At 70.6% G+C, this 14,526-nt stretch carries 17 protein-coding genes; 13 read left to right on the top strand and 4 right to left on the bottom strand.

Annotation, left to right across the window (positions count from 1 at the left end; genetic code table 11):
* Positions 1-215: 215 nt before the first annotated feature.
* The 8 genes from sufB to ABTW64_RS10760 all read left to right on the top strand — a co-directional run bounded on the left by sufB (position 216) and on the right by ABTW64_RS10760 (position 7,919).
* Positions 216-1,634, top strand: a complete 1,419-nt coding sequence (sufB, locus tag ABTW64_RS10795; RefSeq protein ID WP_350622217.1) for a Fe-S cluster assembly protein SufB — start codon at positions 216-218, stop codon at positions 1,632-1,634.
* Complete coding sequence (gene sufD, locus ABTW64_RS10790; protein WP_350622215.1) at positions 1,634-2,851, top strand: Fe-S cluster assembly protein SufD; 1,218 nt, start codon at positions 1,634-1,636, stop codon at positions 2,849-2,851. Before sufB ends, sufD begins: the two co-directional genes overlap by 1 nt.
* Positions 2,848-3,174 (top strand): non-heme iron oxygenase ferredoxin subunit, encoded by a 327-nt coding sequence (locus tag ABTW64_RS10785; protein WP_350622213.1) that lies wholly within the window; start codon positions 2,848-2,850, stop codon positions 3,172-3,174. Before sufD ends, ABTW64_RS10785 begins: the two co-directional genes overlap by 4 nt.
* A 1-nt stretch (position 3,175) precedes the next feature.
* Positions 3,176-3,946 (top strand): Fe-S cluster assembly ATPase SufC, encoded by a 771-nt coding sequence (sufC, locus tag ABTW64_RS10780; RefSeq protein ID WP_350622211.1) that lies wholly within the window; start codon positions 3,176-3,178, stop codon positions 3,944-3,946.
* 9 nt (positions 3,947-3,955) lie between these two features.
* Positions 3,956-4,285: a metal-sulfur cluster assembly factor gene (locus ABTW64_RS10775; RefSeq protein WP_350622209.1), complete on the top strand. Its 330-nt coding sequence runs from the start codon at positions 3,956-3,958 to the stop codon at positions 4,283-4,285.
* Positions 4,286-4,354: 69 nt separating this feature from the next.
* Complete coding sequence (locus ABTW64_RS10770) at positions 4,355-5,509, top strand: MalY/PatB family protein (RefSeq protein WP_350622207.1); 1,155 nt, start codon at positions 4,355-4,357, stop codon at positions 5,507-5,509.
* Entirely contained in the window at positions 5,506-6,936 is a 1,431-nt protein-coding gene (locus tag ABTW64_RS10765) for an MFS transporter (protein WP_350622205.1), read from the top strand. Before ABTW64_RS10770 ends, ABTW64_RS10765 begins: the two co-directional genes overlap by 4 nt.
* A gap of 26 nt (positions 6,937-6,962) precedes the next feature.
* Positions 6,963-7,919, top strand: a complete 957-nt coding sequence (locus ABTW64_RS10760) for a siderophore-interacting protein (RefSeq protein WP_350622203.1) — start codon at positions 6,963-6,965, stop codon at positions 7,917-7,919.
* Positions 7,920-7,953: 34 nt separating this feature from the next.
* Here ABTW64_RS10760 and ABTW64_RS10755 read toward each other — a convergent pair whose 3' ends face one another.
* On the bottom strand, positions 7,954-8,559 hold the full coding sequence (locus tag ABTW64_RS10755; protein ID WP_350622201.1) for a TetR family transcriptional regulator: 606 nt from the start codon (positions 8,557-8,559) through the stop codon (positions 7,954-7,956).
* A 75-nt stretch (positions 8,560-8,634) separates the two neighbouring features.
* On the opposite strand from ABTW64_RS10755, the gene ABTW64_RS10750 reads away from it, so the two are divergent.
* From ABTW64_RS10750 to ABTW64_RS10730, 5 genes are all read left to right on the top strand, one after another.
* Positions 8,635-9,228: a biotin transporter BioY gene (locus ABTW64_RS10750; protein ID WP_350622199.1), complete on the top strand. Its 594-nt coding sequence runs from the start codon at positions 8,635-8,637 to the stop codon at positions 9,226-9,228.
* Positions 9,225-9,932, top strand: coding sequence for an energy-coupling factor ABC transporter ATP-binding protein (locus ABTW64_RS10745; protein ID WP_350622197.1), 708 nt, complete (start codon positions 9,225-9,227; stop codon positions 9,930-9,932). The genes ABTW64_RS10750 and ABTW64_RS10745 overlap by 4 nt, the downstream gene beginning before the upstream one ends.
* Positions 9,929-10,522, top strand: a complete 594-nt coding sequence (locus ABTW64_RS10740) for an energy-coupling factor transporter transmembrane component T family protein (protein WP_350622195.1) — start codon at positions 9,929-9,931, stop codon at positions 10,520-10,522. Before ABTW64_RS10745 ends, ABTW64_RS10740 begins: the two co-directional genes overlap by 4 nt.
* Positions 10,523-10,630: 108 nt before the next feature.
* Entirely contained in the window at positions 10,631-12,229 is a 1,599-nt protein-coding gene (locus ABTW64_RS10735) for an ABC-F family ATP-binding cassette domain-containing protein (RefSeq protein ID WP_350622193.1), read from the top strand.
* 146 nt (positions 12,230-12,375) lie between these two features.
* The gene (locus ABTW64_RS10730; RefSeq protein WP_350622191.1) at positions 12,376-12,921 is read left to right on the top strand and encodes a type 1 glutamine amidotransferase domain-containing protein; all 546 of its coding nucleotides are present in this window, start codon (positions 12,376-12,378) and stop codon (positions 12,919-12,921) included.
* A gap of 49 nt (positions 12,922-12,970) precedes the next feature.
* Here ABTW64_RS10730 and ABTW64_RS10725 read toward each other — a convergent pair whose 3' ends face one another.
* From ABTW64_RS10725 to ABTW64_RS10715, 3 genes are read right to left on the bottom strand one after another with little or no spacing between them, the layout of a single operon-like run.
* A complete protein-coding gene (locus ABTW64_RS10725) occupies positions 12,971-13,831 on the bottom strand; it encodes an SURF1 family cytochrome oxidase biogenesis protein (RefSeq protein WP_350622511.1) in 861 nt (286 codons plus the stop codon).
* A gap of 14 nt (positions 13,832-13,845) precedes the next feature.
* Positions 13,846-14,097: a hypothetical protein gene (locus ABTW64_RS10720; RefSeq protein ID WP_350622189.1), complete on the bottom strand. Its 252-nt coding sequence runs from the start codon at positions 14,095-14,097 to the stop codon at positions 13,846-13,848.
* On the bottom strand, positions 14,094-14,519 hold the full coding sequence (locus ABTW64_RS10715) for a DUF3099 domain-containing protein (RefSeq protein ID WP_350622187.1): 426 nt from the start codon (positions 14,517-14,519) through the stop codon (positions 14,094-14,096). The genes ABTW64_RS10720 and ABTW64_RS10715 overlap by 4 nt, the downstream gene beginning before the upstream one ends.
* Between the last annotated feature and the right edge of the window lie 7 nt (positions 14,520-14,526).

Raw genomic sequence — 14,526 nt, 5'->3', positions numbered from 1 at the left:
GTGCGCAGGGGCGGGCGGAGCCCCGTGAGGGGCGGAACCTGTAGAATCGTGAAGTGCTTGCGGATGCGCGCGAGAGTCTCGCCGCGCCGCTCCCAGTCTAAGGCGCGAGTTCTTCGCGTCTCATTGAAGGCCCACCACGACAACCGTCCGGTACCGCCGAGCGGGAGTCGGAGCGGCTGACACCGTCTGAGGCCTGAAGAGGAGAGTGTGACGCCATGTCCGATGTGCTGATCGACCGCCCCGAGCTCGAAGGTCTGGGGGTGTACGAGTTCGGCTGGCACGACCCCGATGCCGCCGGTGCCAGCGCGAAGCGCGGTCTCAACGAGGCCGTGGTGCGCGACATCTCGGCCCTGAAGGCCGAGCCCGAGTGGATGCTCAAGACCCGCTTGAAGGGCCTGGACCTGTTCGGGAAGAAGCCGATGCCGACCTGGGGCGCCGACCTCAGCGAGATCGACTTCGAGAACATCAAGTACTTCGTGCGATCCACCGAGAAGCAGGCCCAGTCCTGGGAGGACCTGCCCGAGGACATCCGCAACACGTACGAGAAGCTCGGCATCCCGGAGGCGGAGCGCCAGCGCCTCGTCGCGGGCGTCGCGGCCCAGTACGAGTCGGAGGTCGTGTACCACCAGATCCGCGAGGATCTGGAGGCTCAGGGCGTCATCTTCATGGACACCGACACCGCCCTGCGCGAGCACCCGGAGTTCTTCGAGGAGTACTTCGGAACGGTCATCCCGGCGGGCGACAACAAGTTCGCCGCCCTGAACACGGCCGTGTGGTCGGGCGGCTCGTTCGTCTACGTGCCGAAGGGCGTGCACGTCGAGATCCCGCTGCAGGCCTACTTCCGCATCAACACCGAGAACATGGGGCAGTTCGAGCGGACGCTCATCATCGCCGACGAGGGCTCGTACGTGCACTACATCGAGGGCTGCACGGCCCCGATCTACAAGAGCGACTCGCTGCACTCGGCCGTGGTCGAGATCATCGTGAAGAAGAACGCCCGCGTGCGTTACACGACGATCCAGAACTGGTCGAACAACGTCTACAACCTGGTCACCAAGCGCGCCGTGGCGCACGAGGGCGCCACCATGGAGTGGATCGACGGCAACATCGGCTCGAAGGTCACGATGAAGTACCCGTCGATCTTCCTGATGGGCGAGCACGCCAAGGGCGAGACGCTGTCGGTCGCGTTCGCAGGCCCCGGTCAGCACCAGGACGCCGGCGCGAAGATGATCCACATGGCCCCGTACACCCAGTCGTCGATCGTCTCGAAGTCGATCGCGCGCGGCGGCGGCCGTGCGGGCTACCGAGGAGAAGTGCGGGTGGATGCCAACGCGCACCACTCGGCCAACACCGTGCGCTGTGACGCGCTGCTGGTGGACACCATCTCGCGATCCGACACGTACCCGGCCATCGACATCCGGGTCGACGACGTGCAGCTCGGCCACGAGGCGACGGTCTCGAAGGTCAGCGAGGAGCAGCTGTTCTACCTGATGAGCCGTGGCCTGCCCGAGGACGAGGCGATGGCGATGATCGTGCGCGGGTTCATCGAGCCCATCGCCCGCGAGCTGCCCATGGAGTACGCCCTCGAGCTGAACAAGCTCATCGAGATGGGCATGGAAGGATCGGTCGGCTGATGACGATGTCGACGCAGGCGCCGGAGACGGCGCAGGATGCGCACGCCCACGTGGATCCCGCGGCGCAGGTCGCGCGCACCGGCGAGGCGACCGCCGTGCCGGTGCAGACCCGGTCCGAGCGCCTCCGCTCGTACGAGCCCGCCGACTTCGGCGTGCCGACGGGCCGCGAGGTCAACTGGAAGCACTCGCCGGTTTCGCGGCTGAAGCCGCTGTTCGAGCCCGCCGCCGCGAACGACGGCGTGACGGTCGAGATCACGGCCGGATCCGAGTACGTCTCGACGCCGCTCGCGATCGGCCAGGCGCCGCGCGGCGAGTTCTTCGTGCCGGAGGACCTGCCTGCTGCCGTGGCTTGGCAGGGTGCGTCCGAGGCGCTGCACGTGCGCGTGCCGCGGGAGGCCGAGGTCGCCGAGCCCATCGTGGTGCAGGTCACCGGCCAGGGGGCCGACCGCCGCGCCGACGGCCACTTCGTGATCGAGGCGCTCGAGCACAGCAAGGCCACGGTCGTCCTGCGCCACTCGGGTTCCGCGCAGTACGCGCAGAACGTCGAGATCATCGCCCGCGACGGGGCGAACCTCACGGTCGTGACGGTGCAGCAGTGGAACGACGACGCGGTCCACGCGTCCGCCCATCAGACCCGTGTCGACCGCGACGCGTCCGTGCGCCACATCGTCGTCAGCTTCGGCGGCGGCGTCGTGCGTGTGAACCCGAACCTCGAGCTGGCCGGCGCCGGCTCGAACGGCGAGATGTACGGCCTCGCGTTCAGCGACTCGGGCCAGCACCTCGAGAGCCAGGTCTACCTGCACCACAAGGGCATCGAGACCACGGGCGACGTGCTCTACAAGGGCGCGCTCCAGGGCGAGAGCGCCCGCACGGTGTGGATCGGCGACGTGCTGATCGGACCGGATGCGACCGGCACCGACTCCTACGAGGCCAACCGCAATCTGGTGCTGACGAACGGCGCGCGCGCCGACTCGATCCCGAACCTCGAGATCCAGACCGGCGACATCAAGGGCGCCGGCCACGCGTCGGCGACCGGTCGGTTCGACGACGAGCAGCTGTTCTACCTGCAGGCCCGCGGCATCGCCGAGGACGAGGCACGCCGCCTCGTGGTGCTCGGCTTCCTCGCCGAGACCGTGCAGAAGATCGGCATCCCCTCGCTCGAGGAGGAGCTCACGGCGCTCATCGAGAAGGAGCTCGCCGAGGGGGCGTCCGCGTGAGCGCGACGCGCGTCTGCGCGCTGAGCGACCTCGAGCAGGACACGCCCCTCAAGGTCGACGTCGACGGCGTCGCGATCGCCGTCGTGCTCGACTCGGCCGGCGAGGTGCACGCCATCGGCGACACCTGCACGCACGGCGACATCTCCCTCTCCGAGGGCTTCGTCGAGGGCGACACGCTCGAGTGCTGGGCCCACGGCTCGGCGTTCTCGCTGCGCACCGGCAAGCCCCTCAACCTCCCCGCTTACGAGCCCGTCCCCGTCTTCGTCGTGCAGATCGACGGCGACGACGTGCTCATCGATCCCACCCTGAAGAAGGAAATCTGAAATGGCTGTCCTCGAGATCCGCGACCTCCACGTCACGGTGGAGACCGACGAAGGCACGACCCCCATCCTCAACGGCGTGAACCTCACGGTGCGCTCCGGCGAGACCCACGCGATCATGGGCCCCAACGGCTCCGGCAAGTCGACGCTCGCGTCGACGATCGCGGGCCACCCGAAGTACACCGTCACGAGCGGCTCGATCACGCTCGACGGCGAGGACGTGCTCGAGATGGAGGTGGACGAGCGCGCCCGCGCCGGCCTCTTCCTCGCGATGCAGTACCCCGTGGAGATCCCGGGTGTCACGGTTACCAACTTCCTCCGCACGGCCAAGACCGCGATCGACGGCGAGGCGCCGTCGCTGCGCACGTGGACCAAGGAGGTCAAGGAGGGCATGAAGAACCTGCGCATGGACGACAAGTTCGCCCAGCGCAACGTGAACGAGGGCTTCTCGGGCGGCGAGAAGAAGCGCCACGAGATCCTGCAGCTCGAGCTGCTCAAGCCGCAGCTGGCGATCCTCGACGAGACCGACTCGGGTCTCGACGTCGACGCGCTGAAGATCGTGTCGGAGGGTGTGAACCGCGCCAAGGAGAACACCGGTCTCGGCGTGCTGCTCATCACGCACTACACGCGCATCCTGCGCTACATCAAGCCGGACTTCGTGCACGTCATGGTCAAGGGCCAGATCGTGGAAGAGGGCGGCCCCGAGCTTGCCGAGCGCCTGGAGGCGGAGGGCTACGCCGCCTACCTCCCTGCCGACGCTCCGCTCGAGGCGTAGGATCGCCGCATGAGCGCGACCCTGACCCCGGAGAAGTACGACGAGGTCACCGAGGCCCTCAAGGACGTCATGGACCCCGAGCTGGGGGTGAACGTCGTCGACCTCGGTCTGATCTACGACCTCGCGTGGGATGACGAGAACGACGCCCTGGTCATCCACATGACGCTGACGAGCGCCGGATGCCCGCTCACCGATGTGCTGGAGGAGCAGACGGCGCAGGCGCTGGACAACGTCGTGGAGCGCTTCCGGATCAACTGGGTCTGGATGCCGCCGTGGGGTCCTGAGCGGATCACCGACGATGGGCGCGACATGATGCGCGCACTCGGCTTCGCCATCTGAGGTGCCCTGAGACGATGCCCCCGGTCCGCCGGGGGCATCGTGGTGTCCGGCGCCGGTAGGCTCGAGCGGGTGAGCACCGCCCCTCTTGACGCCCTGCCCCTCGACGCGCTGCGGCAGCGCAGCAGCACCAAGTGGGCGAAGTACCCGGCGGATGTGCTTCCGCTGTTCGTCGCCGAGACCGACTTCCCCCTGGCGCCGGCCATCACGCGCGCTCTCTCCGCCGCGGTCGAGCGCGGTGACACGGGCTACACGCCCCCGCGCACACGGCTGCCCGAGGCGTTCGCGGCGTTCGCGCAGCGCCGGTTCGGGTGGCAGGTCGATCCCGCGCGGGTGCGCACCACATGCGACGTCATGATGGGGGTGGCCGAGCTGCTGCGCGCCGTCACGGAGCCCGGGGACCGCGTGATCGTGACGCCGCCTGTGTACCCGCCGTTCTTCGCGGTCAACGAGGAGTCGCACACCGAGGTCGTGCGCGTGCCGCTGCGCGCCGACGCCCGGGGGTGGGCGCTGGATCTCGACGGCATCGACGCCGCCTTCGCCGCGGGCGCGAAGGCGATGCTGCTCTGCAACCCGCACAACCCGACCGGCACGGTGCACGACCGCGAGACCCTCGCAGAGCTGGCGCGCATCGCGCACCGGCACGGCACCTGGATCATCAGCGACGAGATCCACGCGCCCCTGACGCTGCCGGGCGCGACGTTCACACCGTTCCTCGCGGCCGCGCCGGAGGCCGCCGAGGTGGGCTTCGCGCTCACGAGCGCGAGCAAGGCGTTCAACCTGGCGGGCCTGAAGTGCGCATTCGCCGTGACCGCCGCAGACGGCCCGGCGCGCATCGTGGCGAGCATCCCGGATGAGGTCGAGTGGCGCACGTCGCTGTTCGGCGTCTTCGCCGGCGTCGCGGCCTTCGACGAGGGCGACGCCTGGCTCGACGCACTGATCGCCCGGCTCGACCTGAACCGCTTCCTGCTGCGCGATCTGCTCGCGGAGCACGTGCCGGGCGCCCGCTACCTTCCGGGCGACGCCGGCTATCTCGCCTGGGTGGACCTGTCGGCGCTCGGCTGGGGAGACAACCCGGCCGGGAAGATCCTGCGCGAGGCGCGCGTCGCGCTGAACCCGGGTCCGGACTTCGGGGCCGAGGGGCGGGGGCACGCGCGGATCAATGTCGGGACGGGGCCGGAGATCCTGACCGAGGCGGTCACGCGCATCGGCGCGCTCGCCCGATGACCGATCCGCTCAGCGCGGACCCTCGGGGTTTCACCGGCCCCGTGCCGGTGGTCGGCGCGCACGTGCCTCACGTCCGCTCCCTGTGGGACCCCCGCGTGCTCTGGGTGACGCTCGGATCGGTGTCGCTGATCTTCCTCGCGGCGCTGACCTCGCTCGCCCTGACGACCGTCATGCCGATCGTCAGCGCGGATCTCGACGGCGACGCGCTCTACGCGCTGGCGTTCTCCGGCACGCTCGCGACGGGGGTGATCGGCATGGTCGCGGCCGGGGCCTGGTCGGATCGGTCGGGGCCGGTCACGCCTCTCGCCACTGCCGTGGCGCTGTTCGTGGCGGGTCTGGCGCTGGACGCCGCGGCGCCGTCGATGGAGCTGCTCGTGCTGGGGCGCCTGATCACGGGGCTCGGATCGGGTGCGCAGATCGTCGCACTCTACGTCGTGGTGGCGCGCGTGTATCCGGCCGACCTGCACGGTCGTGTCATGGCCCTGTTCTCCGCCGCCTGGGTCGTCCCGTCGCTCGTCGGGCCGTTCCTCGCCGGCCTCGTCACGGAACAGCTGCATTGGCGCTGGGTCTTCGGCGGTCTCGCCGCGCTGACGATCGTCGCGTTCGGGATGATCGCGCCGCGGCTGATGCACCTCTCGGAGCAATCGGCGACTCCCCGTGAGCCCGGAGTGGGGCGGCGGCTGCTGTTCGCGACGGTCATCGCGGCCGCGGCCCTGGCGTTGGGGCTCACGGGCGAGCTGACGGCGTCGATCTCGGCCGCTCTCGGATGGGCGATCGCGGTCGTCGCACTCGCCGTCGTGGGCGTGGCCATCCTGCCGCTGCTGCCGCGGCGCACCTTGCGCGGCGCGCCGGGGCTGCCCAGTGTCATCCTGATGCGCGGGCTGATCGCGGGGGCCCTGTTCGGGGCGGAGATCTACGTGCCGTACCTGCTGATCGACCGGTACGGCTTCTCGCCGGCATGGGCGGGGCTCGGCCTCACGACGGCCGCGATCGCGTGGGCGATCAGCGCACATGTGTCGGGTCGACATGGCGACCGGATCGGCAACGCGCGCATCGCGGTCATCGGCTCGCTCCTGCTGCTGACGGCCGCGGCGGCGTGCGCGGTGTCGGCCATCCTGACGCTGTCTCCCGTCGTGCCCATCGCGATGTGGTCGTTCGCGGGCTTCGGGATGGGGCTCATGTATCCGCGGCTCACGGTGCTGACGCTCGCGTACTCGGACCGCGCGAACGAGGGCTTCAACTCGTCGGCGCTGCAGATCAGCGACTCCGTCGGGGCCTCCGCCACCATCGCGGTCATGGGCTTGGCCTTCACCTCGCTGGCGGCCACCGGCTCCGGATTTCCGGTGGTGTTCGGCATCGCGGCGGTCCTCGCGCTGGCCGCCATCGTGCCGGGCCTGCGGCTGGGACATGCTCAGGAGAGAAGCTAAGGCTCACCTAACGTAGACTCTCGGGCGTGACCTCTCTCGCCCCCGAACTCGTGCGCCCCGCCTACCGCCCCTACCGCGTCGCGGTGAGCTCGGTCGAACGCCTGAGCCCGCACTTCGCGCGCGTGGTCTTCTCGAGCCCCGAGCTCGAGCACTTCGGCACGGCGGGACTGGACCAGCGGATCAAGGTGATCTTCCCGCTCGCCGACGGATCGCTGTGCGACGTGGGGCAGGACGACGAGGAGCGGCAGCTCGCGGGCGACTGGTACGACATCTGGCGCGGGCTCGACGACGCGCGCCGCAACCCGTTCCGCACGTACACGGTGCGTCGCATCGACACCGTCGCCCGCGAGCTCACAGTCGACTTCGTGGTGCATCACGACGCGGGGCCCGCGGGCACGTGGGCGGAGAATGCGCGAGCCGGCGAGGAGCTGGTGATCGTGGGGCCCGACGAGCGCAGCCCGCACGCCCGCGGCGGCATCGACTGGCGGCCCGCGAACGCCTCGCGGATGCTGCTGATCGGTGACGAGACCGCCGTACCGGCGATCGCCGGCATCCTGGCGACGCTGCCCGCGGACCGGATCGCCGACGTGTTCGTCGAGGTCCCGAGCCTGGCCGACTGCGGCGTGTTCGAGGCTCCGGCGCATGCCGACGTGCGCTGGATCGCGCGGGAGGCCGCTGGCATCGAGCGTGAGCACGGCGAGGCGCTGATCGAGGCCGTGACGGCATGGGCGGACGGGCACCGCGATGTGCTGGCTCTCGCGGCCGCGCCGCGGCCGCAGGAGCTCGCCGACGTGGACGTCGACCGCGACCTGCTGTGGGACAGCCCCGAGCCGATCGAGGGAGAGTTCTACGCGTGGATCGCGGGCGAAGCCGCGACCATCAAGCATCTGCGCCGGCTGCTGGTCTCCGGCCATGGCGTCGACCGGCGCCGAGTGGCCTTCATGGGCTACTGGCGTCGGGGCATCGCGGAGCGCACCGGGTAGCCGTCAGGCCTCCCGATCCCGTGCGGACCTCGCCTCACGAGGACGTGCGCTCCTGGCCCAGCCCGCTCAGGATCATCCGGATACCGGCAGTGAAGTCGGCCGCGGTCTCTGCGGCCACTTCGGCCTCGTCGCCCGCATAGGCGCCGTAGCGCGCTGCCTGGATGCGCTGCTGCACGAGCGAAGCGTGGCCGAAGATGAACTGCAGCAGCACGGTCGCCGCCGTTCGGGTGCGCGCATCCGGGGTGGGGGAGAGCGCGGTCACGAGCCTCTGGTGGGCGGCGTCGGAACCGAGCCCGAGGGCGTGCGTGCTCAGCACGACCTCCGCGCCGTCGCGGTGGGCGAGCAGCGCCTCGCGAAGCGAGAGCGCCACGGTGGCGACCTCGTCGGCGCCGCTCGATGCGCGCGCCACCGGACGGGCTGCGGCCACGATGCGGTCGGCGACCGCGGCCAGCAGCGACTGCTTGTTGTCGAAGTGCCAGTAGAGGGCGCTCGGCTGCACGCCGAGCGCGCCGGCCAGTCTGCGCATGGAGAGGTCGGGCAGGCCGACCTCGCTCAGGAGCGTCAGCGCGGCGTCGACGATCCCGTCGCGCGTATGGCGTTCCGTGTCACTCCGCTCTCGGCGCGTGTCACGGACATCCATGTGGCTCACTATACTGAACGCCGTTCAGGTGAACGGTGTTCAGGAGCCGCCGCGTGCGGCGGGAGAGGAGCGGCCATGGCGATCGGCAACGGGTTCGACGGGCGGGATCTGGCGCGAGTGGCGGTGTTCGCGGCACTCATCGTGGTGCTGGGCGTCGCGGGATCCATTCCTGGGCCGGGCGGCGTGCCCATCACGGCTCAGACCCTCGGCGTGATGCTGGCCGGCGTGGTGCTGGGACCGAAGCGGGGCGCCGTGGCCGTCGCGATCGTGATCCTGCTCGCGGCGGTCGGGCTGCCCGTGCTGTCGGGAGGTCGCGGCGGTCTCGGGGTGTTCTTCGGCCCTACGGTGGGATTCCTGCTCGGCTGGCTTCCGGGGGTGGTGGTCGCGGGCCTGATCGCCCGTCCCGCGGCCCGGCGCATCTCCTGGTGGCGCATCGCGGCCGGTGCCGCGGTCGGCGGCGTCATGGTCGTCTATCTCGTGGGGATCCCGCTCCAGGCGGCGATCATGGGGCTCTCGCTCCCGGCCGCGGCCGCCGGAAGCGCGATCTTCCTGCCGGGTGACGTCATCAAGGTCGTGGTCGCGACGCTGCTCGCGCTGGCGCTGCACCGGGCCTATCCGCGCGCGTTCGACTCGCGTGCGGATGCGGCGCCCGCGCGCGCGGCCCGATGACGCCGGTGCGGCCGACGATCGAGGTCGACGGCGTGTCCGTCGAGCTCGACGGGGCGCGCATCCTGCACGACATCTCCGTGCGGCTGGAGCAGCGCCGCATCGGCGTGATCGGCGACAACGGCTCGGGCAAGTCGACGTTCGCGCGGCTGCTGAACGGGCTGGTCACGCCGAGCAGTGGACGCCTCCTGGTGCACGGGCTGGACCCCGCGCGCGACGCGAAGGTGCGAGAGCGCGTCGGGTTCGTGTTCACCAACCCGGACGCCCAGATCCTGATGCCGACCGTGGCGGAGGACGTCGCGCTGTCGCTGCGCGGGTCGGGCCTGGCGCGCGCCGAGGTCGCACGCCGCGTCGCCGAGCAGCTCGAGCGGTACGGGCTGAGCGAACGCGCCGACCAGCCCGCCTACAGCCTGTCGGGGGGACAGAAGCAGCTGCTCGCGCTGATCTCCGTGCTGATCCGGGAGCCGCGGCTCGTGGTGGCCGACGAGCCGACCACGCTGCTCGACAGGCGCAACGCCGCCCGGATGGCGCACCTGCTCACCGCAGCACCGGCCGACGGCGGCATCGACGCGCAGGCCCTGATCGTCACCCACGATCTGGAGCTCGCGGCGCGCTGCGACGTCGTGCTGCGATTCTCAGGCGGGCGCCTTCTCGAGAGCGGCCCACCCGAACCGATCATCGCGCGCTACCGAGCGGACGCCGCGTGATCTCGCTCTATCGTCCGGGCGGCAGCCTGCTGCACCGGATGTCCGCGGGCCCGAAGATCCTCGGTCTCGCGGGCGTCGCGGTCCTGCTGTCCGTGTGGCCGCACACGGGCGTCACGGCCGCTGGCGCCCTGGTCGCCGTGATCGGGCTGTTCGCGCTCGGCGGGTTCGGGCCTCGCGTGTGGGCGGCTCAGCTGTGGTCGCTGCGCTGGATCATCCTGTTCGTCGCGGCGATGCAGCTGATCTTCGCGGGGCCGGCCGAGGCGTTCGTCACGACCGTCCGGATCGTCGCGGTCGTGATGCTCGCCGGCCTGCTCACGCTCACGACGCGATCGAGCGATCTGATCGACGCCCTGGAACGCGGGCTCAGGCCGCTGCGCATCGCAGGCATCGATCCGTGGCGTGCGGCGTTCGTGGTGTCGCTGACCATCGCGCTCGTGCCCGTCATCGCCGATTTCGCGCGACGTATCCGGGAGGCACAGCGCGCCCGCGGGGTGCGGCTCGGGTTCCGCGCCGTGGTGCCGCTGCTGGTCATGTCGCTGCGTCACGCGGACGACGTCGCCGACGCGCTGTCGGCCCGCGGCATCGCCTGAGCGCCCGCGCGGCCGTCCCCGGTCGGCGACCTATACTGGGAGGCTGGCCGTTCGGCCACGCTCCCACCCGATCGCCGCGCTCCGTGCGCGCAGAATGGATGCCGCCCTGTGCTTGCCGTGCACGACCTCGAGATCCGCGTCGGCGCGCGCCTGCTCATGTCGGATGTCTCCTTCCGCGTCGGACCGGGCGACAAGGTCGGCCTGGTGGGTCGCAACGGCGCCGGCAAGACCACGCTCACGAAGGTGCTTGCGGGGGATCTGATCCCCGCGAACGGCCGCGTGGACCGCACGGGCGAGCTCGGCTACCTGCCGCAGGATCCACGCAGCGGCGACCCGGAGGAGCTCGCGCGCACGCGCATCCTGAACGCGCGCGGACTCGGATCGCTGCAGCAGGGCATGCAGGAGGCGTCGATCGCGATGGCGTCGGACGACGAGAAGGTCGCGGCCAAGGCCATGAAGCGCTACGCCCACTTCATGGAGCGCTTCGAATCGCTCGGCGGCTATGCGGCCGAGGCCGAGGCGGCGACGATCGCCAACAACCTCTCGCTGCCCGACCGCATCCTGGACCAGCCGCTCAAGACGCTGTCAGGCGGACAGCGGCGCCGCATCGAGCTCGCGCGCATCCTGTTCTCGGACGCCGAGTCGATGATCCTCGACGAGCCGACCAACCACCTCGACGCCGACAGCGTGGTGTGGCTGCGCGAGTTCCTGAAGTCGTACAAGGGTGGGCTGATCGTGATCAGCCACGACGTCGACCTGGTCGAGGAGACCGTGAACCGCGTCTTCTACCTGGATGCGAACCGGCAGGTCATCGACATCTACAACATGGGGTGGAAGCACTACCTGCGCCAGCGCGTCGCCGATGAGGAGCGCCGCAAGAAGGAGCGCGCGAACGTCGAGAAGAAGGCCTCGGTGCTGCAGCAGCAGGCCGCGCGGTTCGGAGCCAAGGCGTCGAAGGCCGCCGCCGCCCACCAGATGGTGGCACGCGCCGAGAAGATGCTCGCCGGCCTGGATGAGGTGCGCCAGGACGAGCGCGTGGCCAAGCTGCGCTTCCCGAAGCCGGCCCCGTGCGGCAAGACCCCGCTCATGGCCTCATCGCTGTCGAAGTCGTATGGCGCGCTGGAGATCTTCGCAGGCGTCGACCTCGCGATCGACCGGGGATCGAAGGTCGTCGTCCTCGGGCTCAACGGCGCCGGCAAGACGACGCTGCTGCGGATCCTCGCCGGTGTCGACAAGAGCGACACGGGGAAGATCGAGCCGGGCCACGGGCTCAAGATCGGCTACTACGCCCAGGAGCACGAGAACCTCGACGTGCACCGCTCGGTGCTCGAGAACATGATCTCCGCCGCGCCGAACCTGAACGAGACCGAGGCCCGCAAGGTGCTCGGATCGTTCCTGTTCACGGGTGACGACGTGCTCAAGCCCGCCGGCGTGCTCTCGGGTGGCGAGAAGACCCGGCTGTCGCTCGCGACGCTCGTGGTCTCGAGTGCGAACGTGCTGCTGCTCGACGAGCCCACGAACAACCTGGACCCCGCCTCGCGCGAGGAGATCCTGGGCGCGCTGTCGCACTATGAGGGCGCGGTCGTGCTCGTGTCGCACGACGAGGGCGCCGTGGAGGCGCTCAACCCCGAGCGCGTGCTGCTGCTGCCCGACGGCGTCGAGGACATCTGGAACAAGTCGTACCTCGATCTCATCACGCTGGCCTGAGTCTCTCCGCCGCGCGGGAGCGCGACGGGCCGTCTCGTGGCCGAGCGCACGTAGCGACCGAGCGGGCGGCTGTCGAGGGGCTTTCCCGTCGCCCTCTCTCCGAGTGGGATGGAGTCGATCCATCCGCGAAGGAGAGAGGAGCAGTCATGGCCCTGAACGACAAGAAGGTCGCGTTCCTGCTGACCAAGGGCGTCGAGCAGGTCGAGCTGACGAGCCCCCGGGAGGCGCTCGACGAGGCCGGCGCCACCACGGTGCTGATCTCGCCCGAAGAGGGCAGTCTGCAGGCGATGCAGGGGGACTGGGAGCACGGTGACGTCTTCGACGTCGACGTGCCGCTCGCGGAGGCCCGCGCCGACGACTACGACATGCTCGTGCTGCCGGGCGGCACCCTCAACGCCGACTCCCTGCGGCTCGAGCAGCGGGCGGTCGAGTTCGTGAAGGAGTTCTTCGCGACCGGCAAGCCGGTGGCCGCGATCTGCCATGCCCCGTGGATCCTCGCCAATGCGGGCCTCGCAGACGGGCGCACCCTCACGGCATACGCGTCGCTCGAGACCGACCTGCGCAACGCGGGCGCCGAGTGGCGCGACGAGGAGGTCGTGGTCGACGGGCAGCTGATCACGTCGCGCAACCCCGGCGACCTCGACGCCTTCAACGCGGCCATCGCGCAGGCGCTCGAGACGCCCGAGCCCTGAGCCCCCTGCGTTCTCCGGAGCGGGGCGCACCGTCACGGTGCGTCCCGCTTCACGCGTCGGCGTCGAGAAGCGCGTCCTCTTCGTCTGCGTCGCGATCGCGGCGGCGGGGCCGCTTCGGGCGATGCCGCCGCGCGGCATGAACGGGAGCGGCGCCGGGCGTGCGCGCGAGCTCGTCGTCGGGTTCCTCCGCGTCCTCGCGGCGCGCACGGATCTCGGTGCGGATCATGTAAGCGATGAAGCCGAAGCCCATGATCGCGAACAGGATCCACTGGATCGCGTACGACAGGTGCGGGCCGGGATCCTCGGTCGGCGGCGACAGCTCGGCCGGCCGTTGGGCGGGCGCCGGATCCTCGCTCACCATGAGGCCGTAGAAGTCGGTCTCGGCATCGGCGCCGGACAGCTCTGCGACGGTCGGCAGGTGGATGGTCGGCACCTGGCCCTCGGGAGCGGTGCGGCCCGATGACGGCAGCGGCTCACCCGGGCGCACACGTGCGATCACCGTGACCTCACCCCCTGGCGCCTCCGGTACGGCGTCCGGCACCGCGTCCTCGCCCGGCGGCACCCATCCGCGATCGACCACGACGACGCGCCCATCGGTGAGCTCGAACGGCACCAGCACCTCGAACGCGCTCGTCCCTCCTTGTGCGCGGTTGCGCACGAGCAGCTGGTCGTCGGCGAGGTAGCGTCCGGACAGGCGCACCGGCCGCCACTCGTCGCCGGGGGAGTAGCCGCGATCCAGCAGGCTCTCGACGGCGACGGGCTCGGCATCGTAGTTGCGCTCTACGAGCGCCAGCATCGCCGCGCGCTGCTCGTTGCGCTCGAACTGCCAGTGCGACAGGAAGCCGCAGGCGATCGCGAACAGCACGGCGACCAGTGCGTAGACGCTCCAGCGGGCGGCCGGCTTCTGCATGAAGCCCGAGCGGCTCACGAGGATCTCCCGTCGCGCGTCGCAGCTCGGGGAACTCCCGCGTGCACCTCGAGGGGGAAATCGCGCGCGGCGAGGAACTCGCGCAGGTAGCCGACGTGGGCGTCGCACGCGAGCCAGTGCTTGCGTCGATCGCTCGCGTGGATCTTCGGGTTGCGCCACGCGATCGTCCACGTCGCGGTGGCAGTGCAGCCCGCGCGGGAGCACGTCGCCTGTGCGGGCTCGAGCCCGCCGAGGAAAGCCGCCGTCATGCGCGGTCCGTCGGATCCGGCGACGGTGCGCCGTCGCCGGGGGAGCGCTCGGCAGCAGGGGCGGGCGATTCGACGATGCGGATCACCGTGGGCGCTTCCGCCTGGTCATCCCGCGGCCCCTGTGTCGGCGGGGCGTCGATCGCCGCGGCATCGGGACGCACGGCGACGGCTGCGGAGCGTCCGCTGGCGGCGTTCGCGCCGACGACGGCGAAGTAGGGCAGGAAGATCGCCCCGGCCGCGAACACGAAGCTGTACCAGCCGTACGGCTGCACGAAGACCATGAGCACCAGGCATGCGATGCGGATGCCCATGGTCAGCAGATAGTTGCGCACGCGAACGCCCGCGTCGTCTGCCGGGGCGATCGGCAGCGACGTCGCCGACTGCGCGGCGGAAGGCGGATTGCGGGGGGTCTTCACGGTCATCCCAGCC

The sequence above is a fragment of the Microbacterium sp. NPDC096154 genome, from assembly GCF_040302945.1.
Lineage (GTDB): Bacteria > Actinomycetota > Actinomycetes > Actinomycetales > Microbacteriaceae > Microbacterium.
This window is presented reverse-complemented; position numbering and strand designations above follow the sequence as displayed.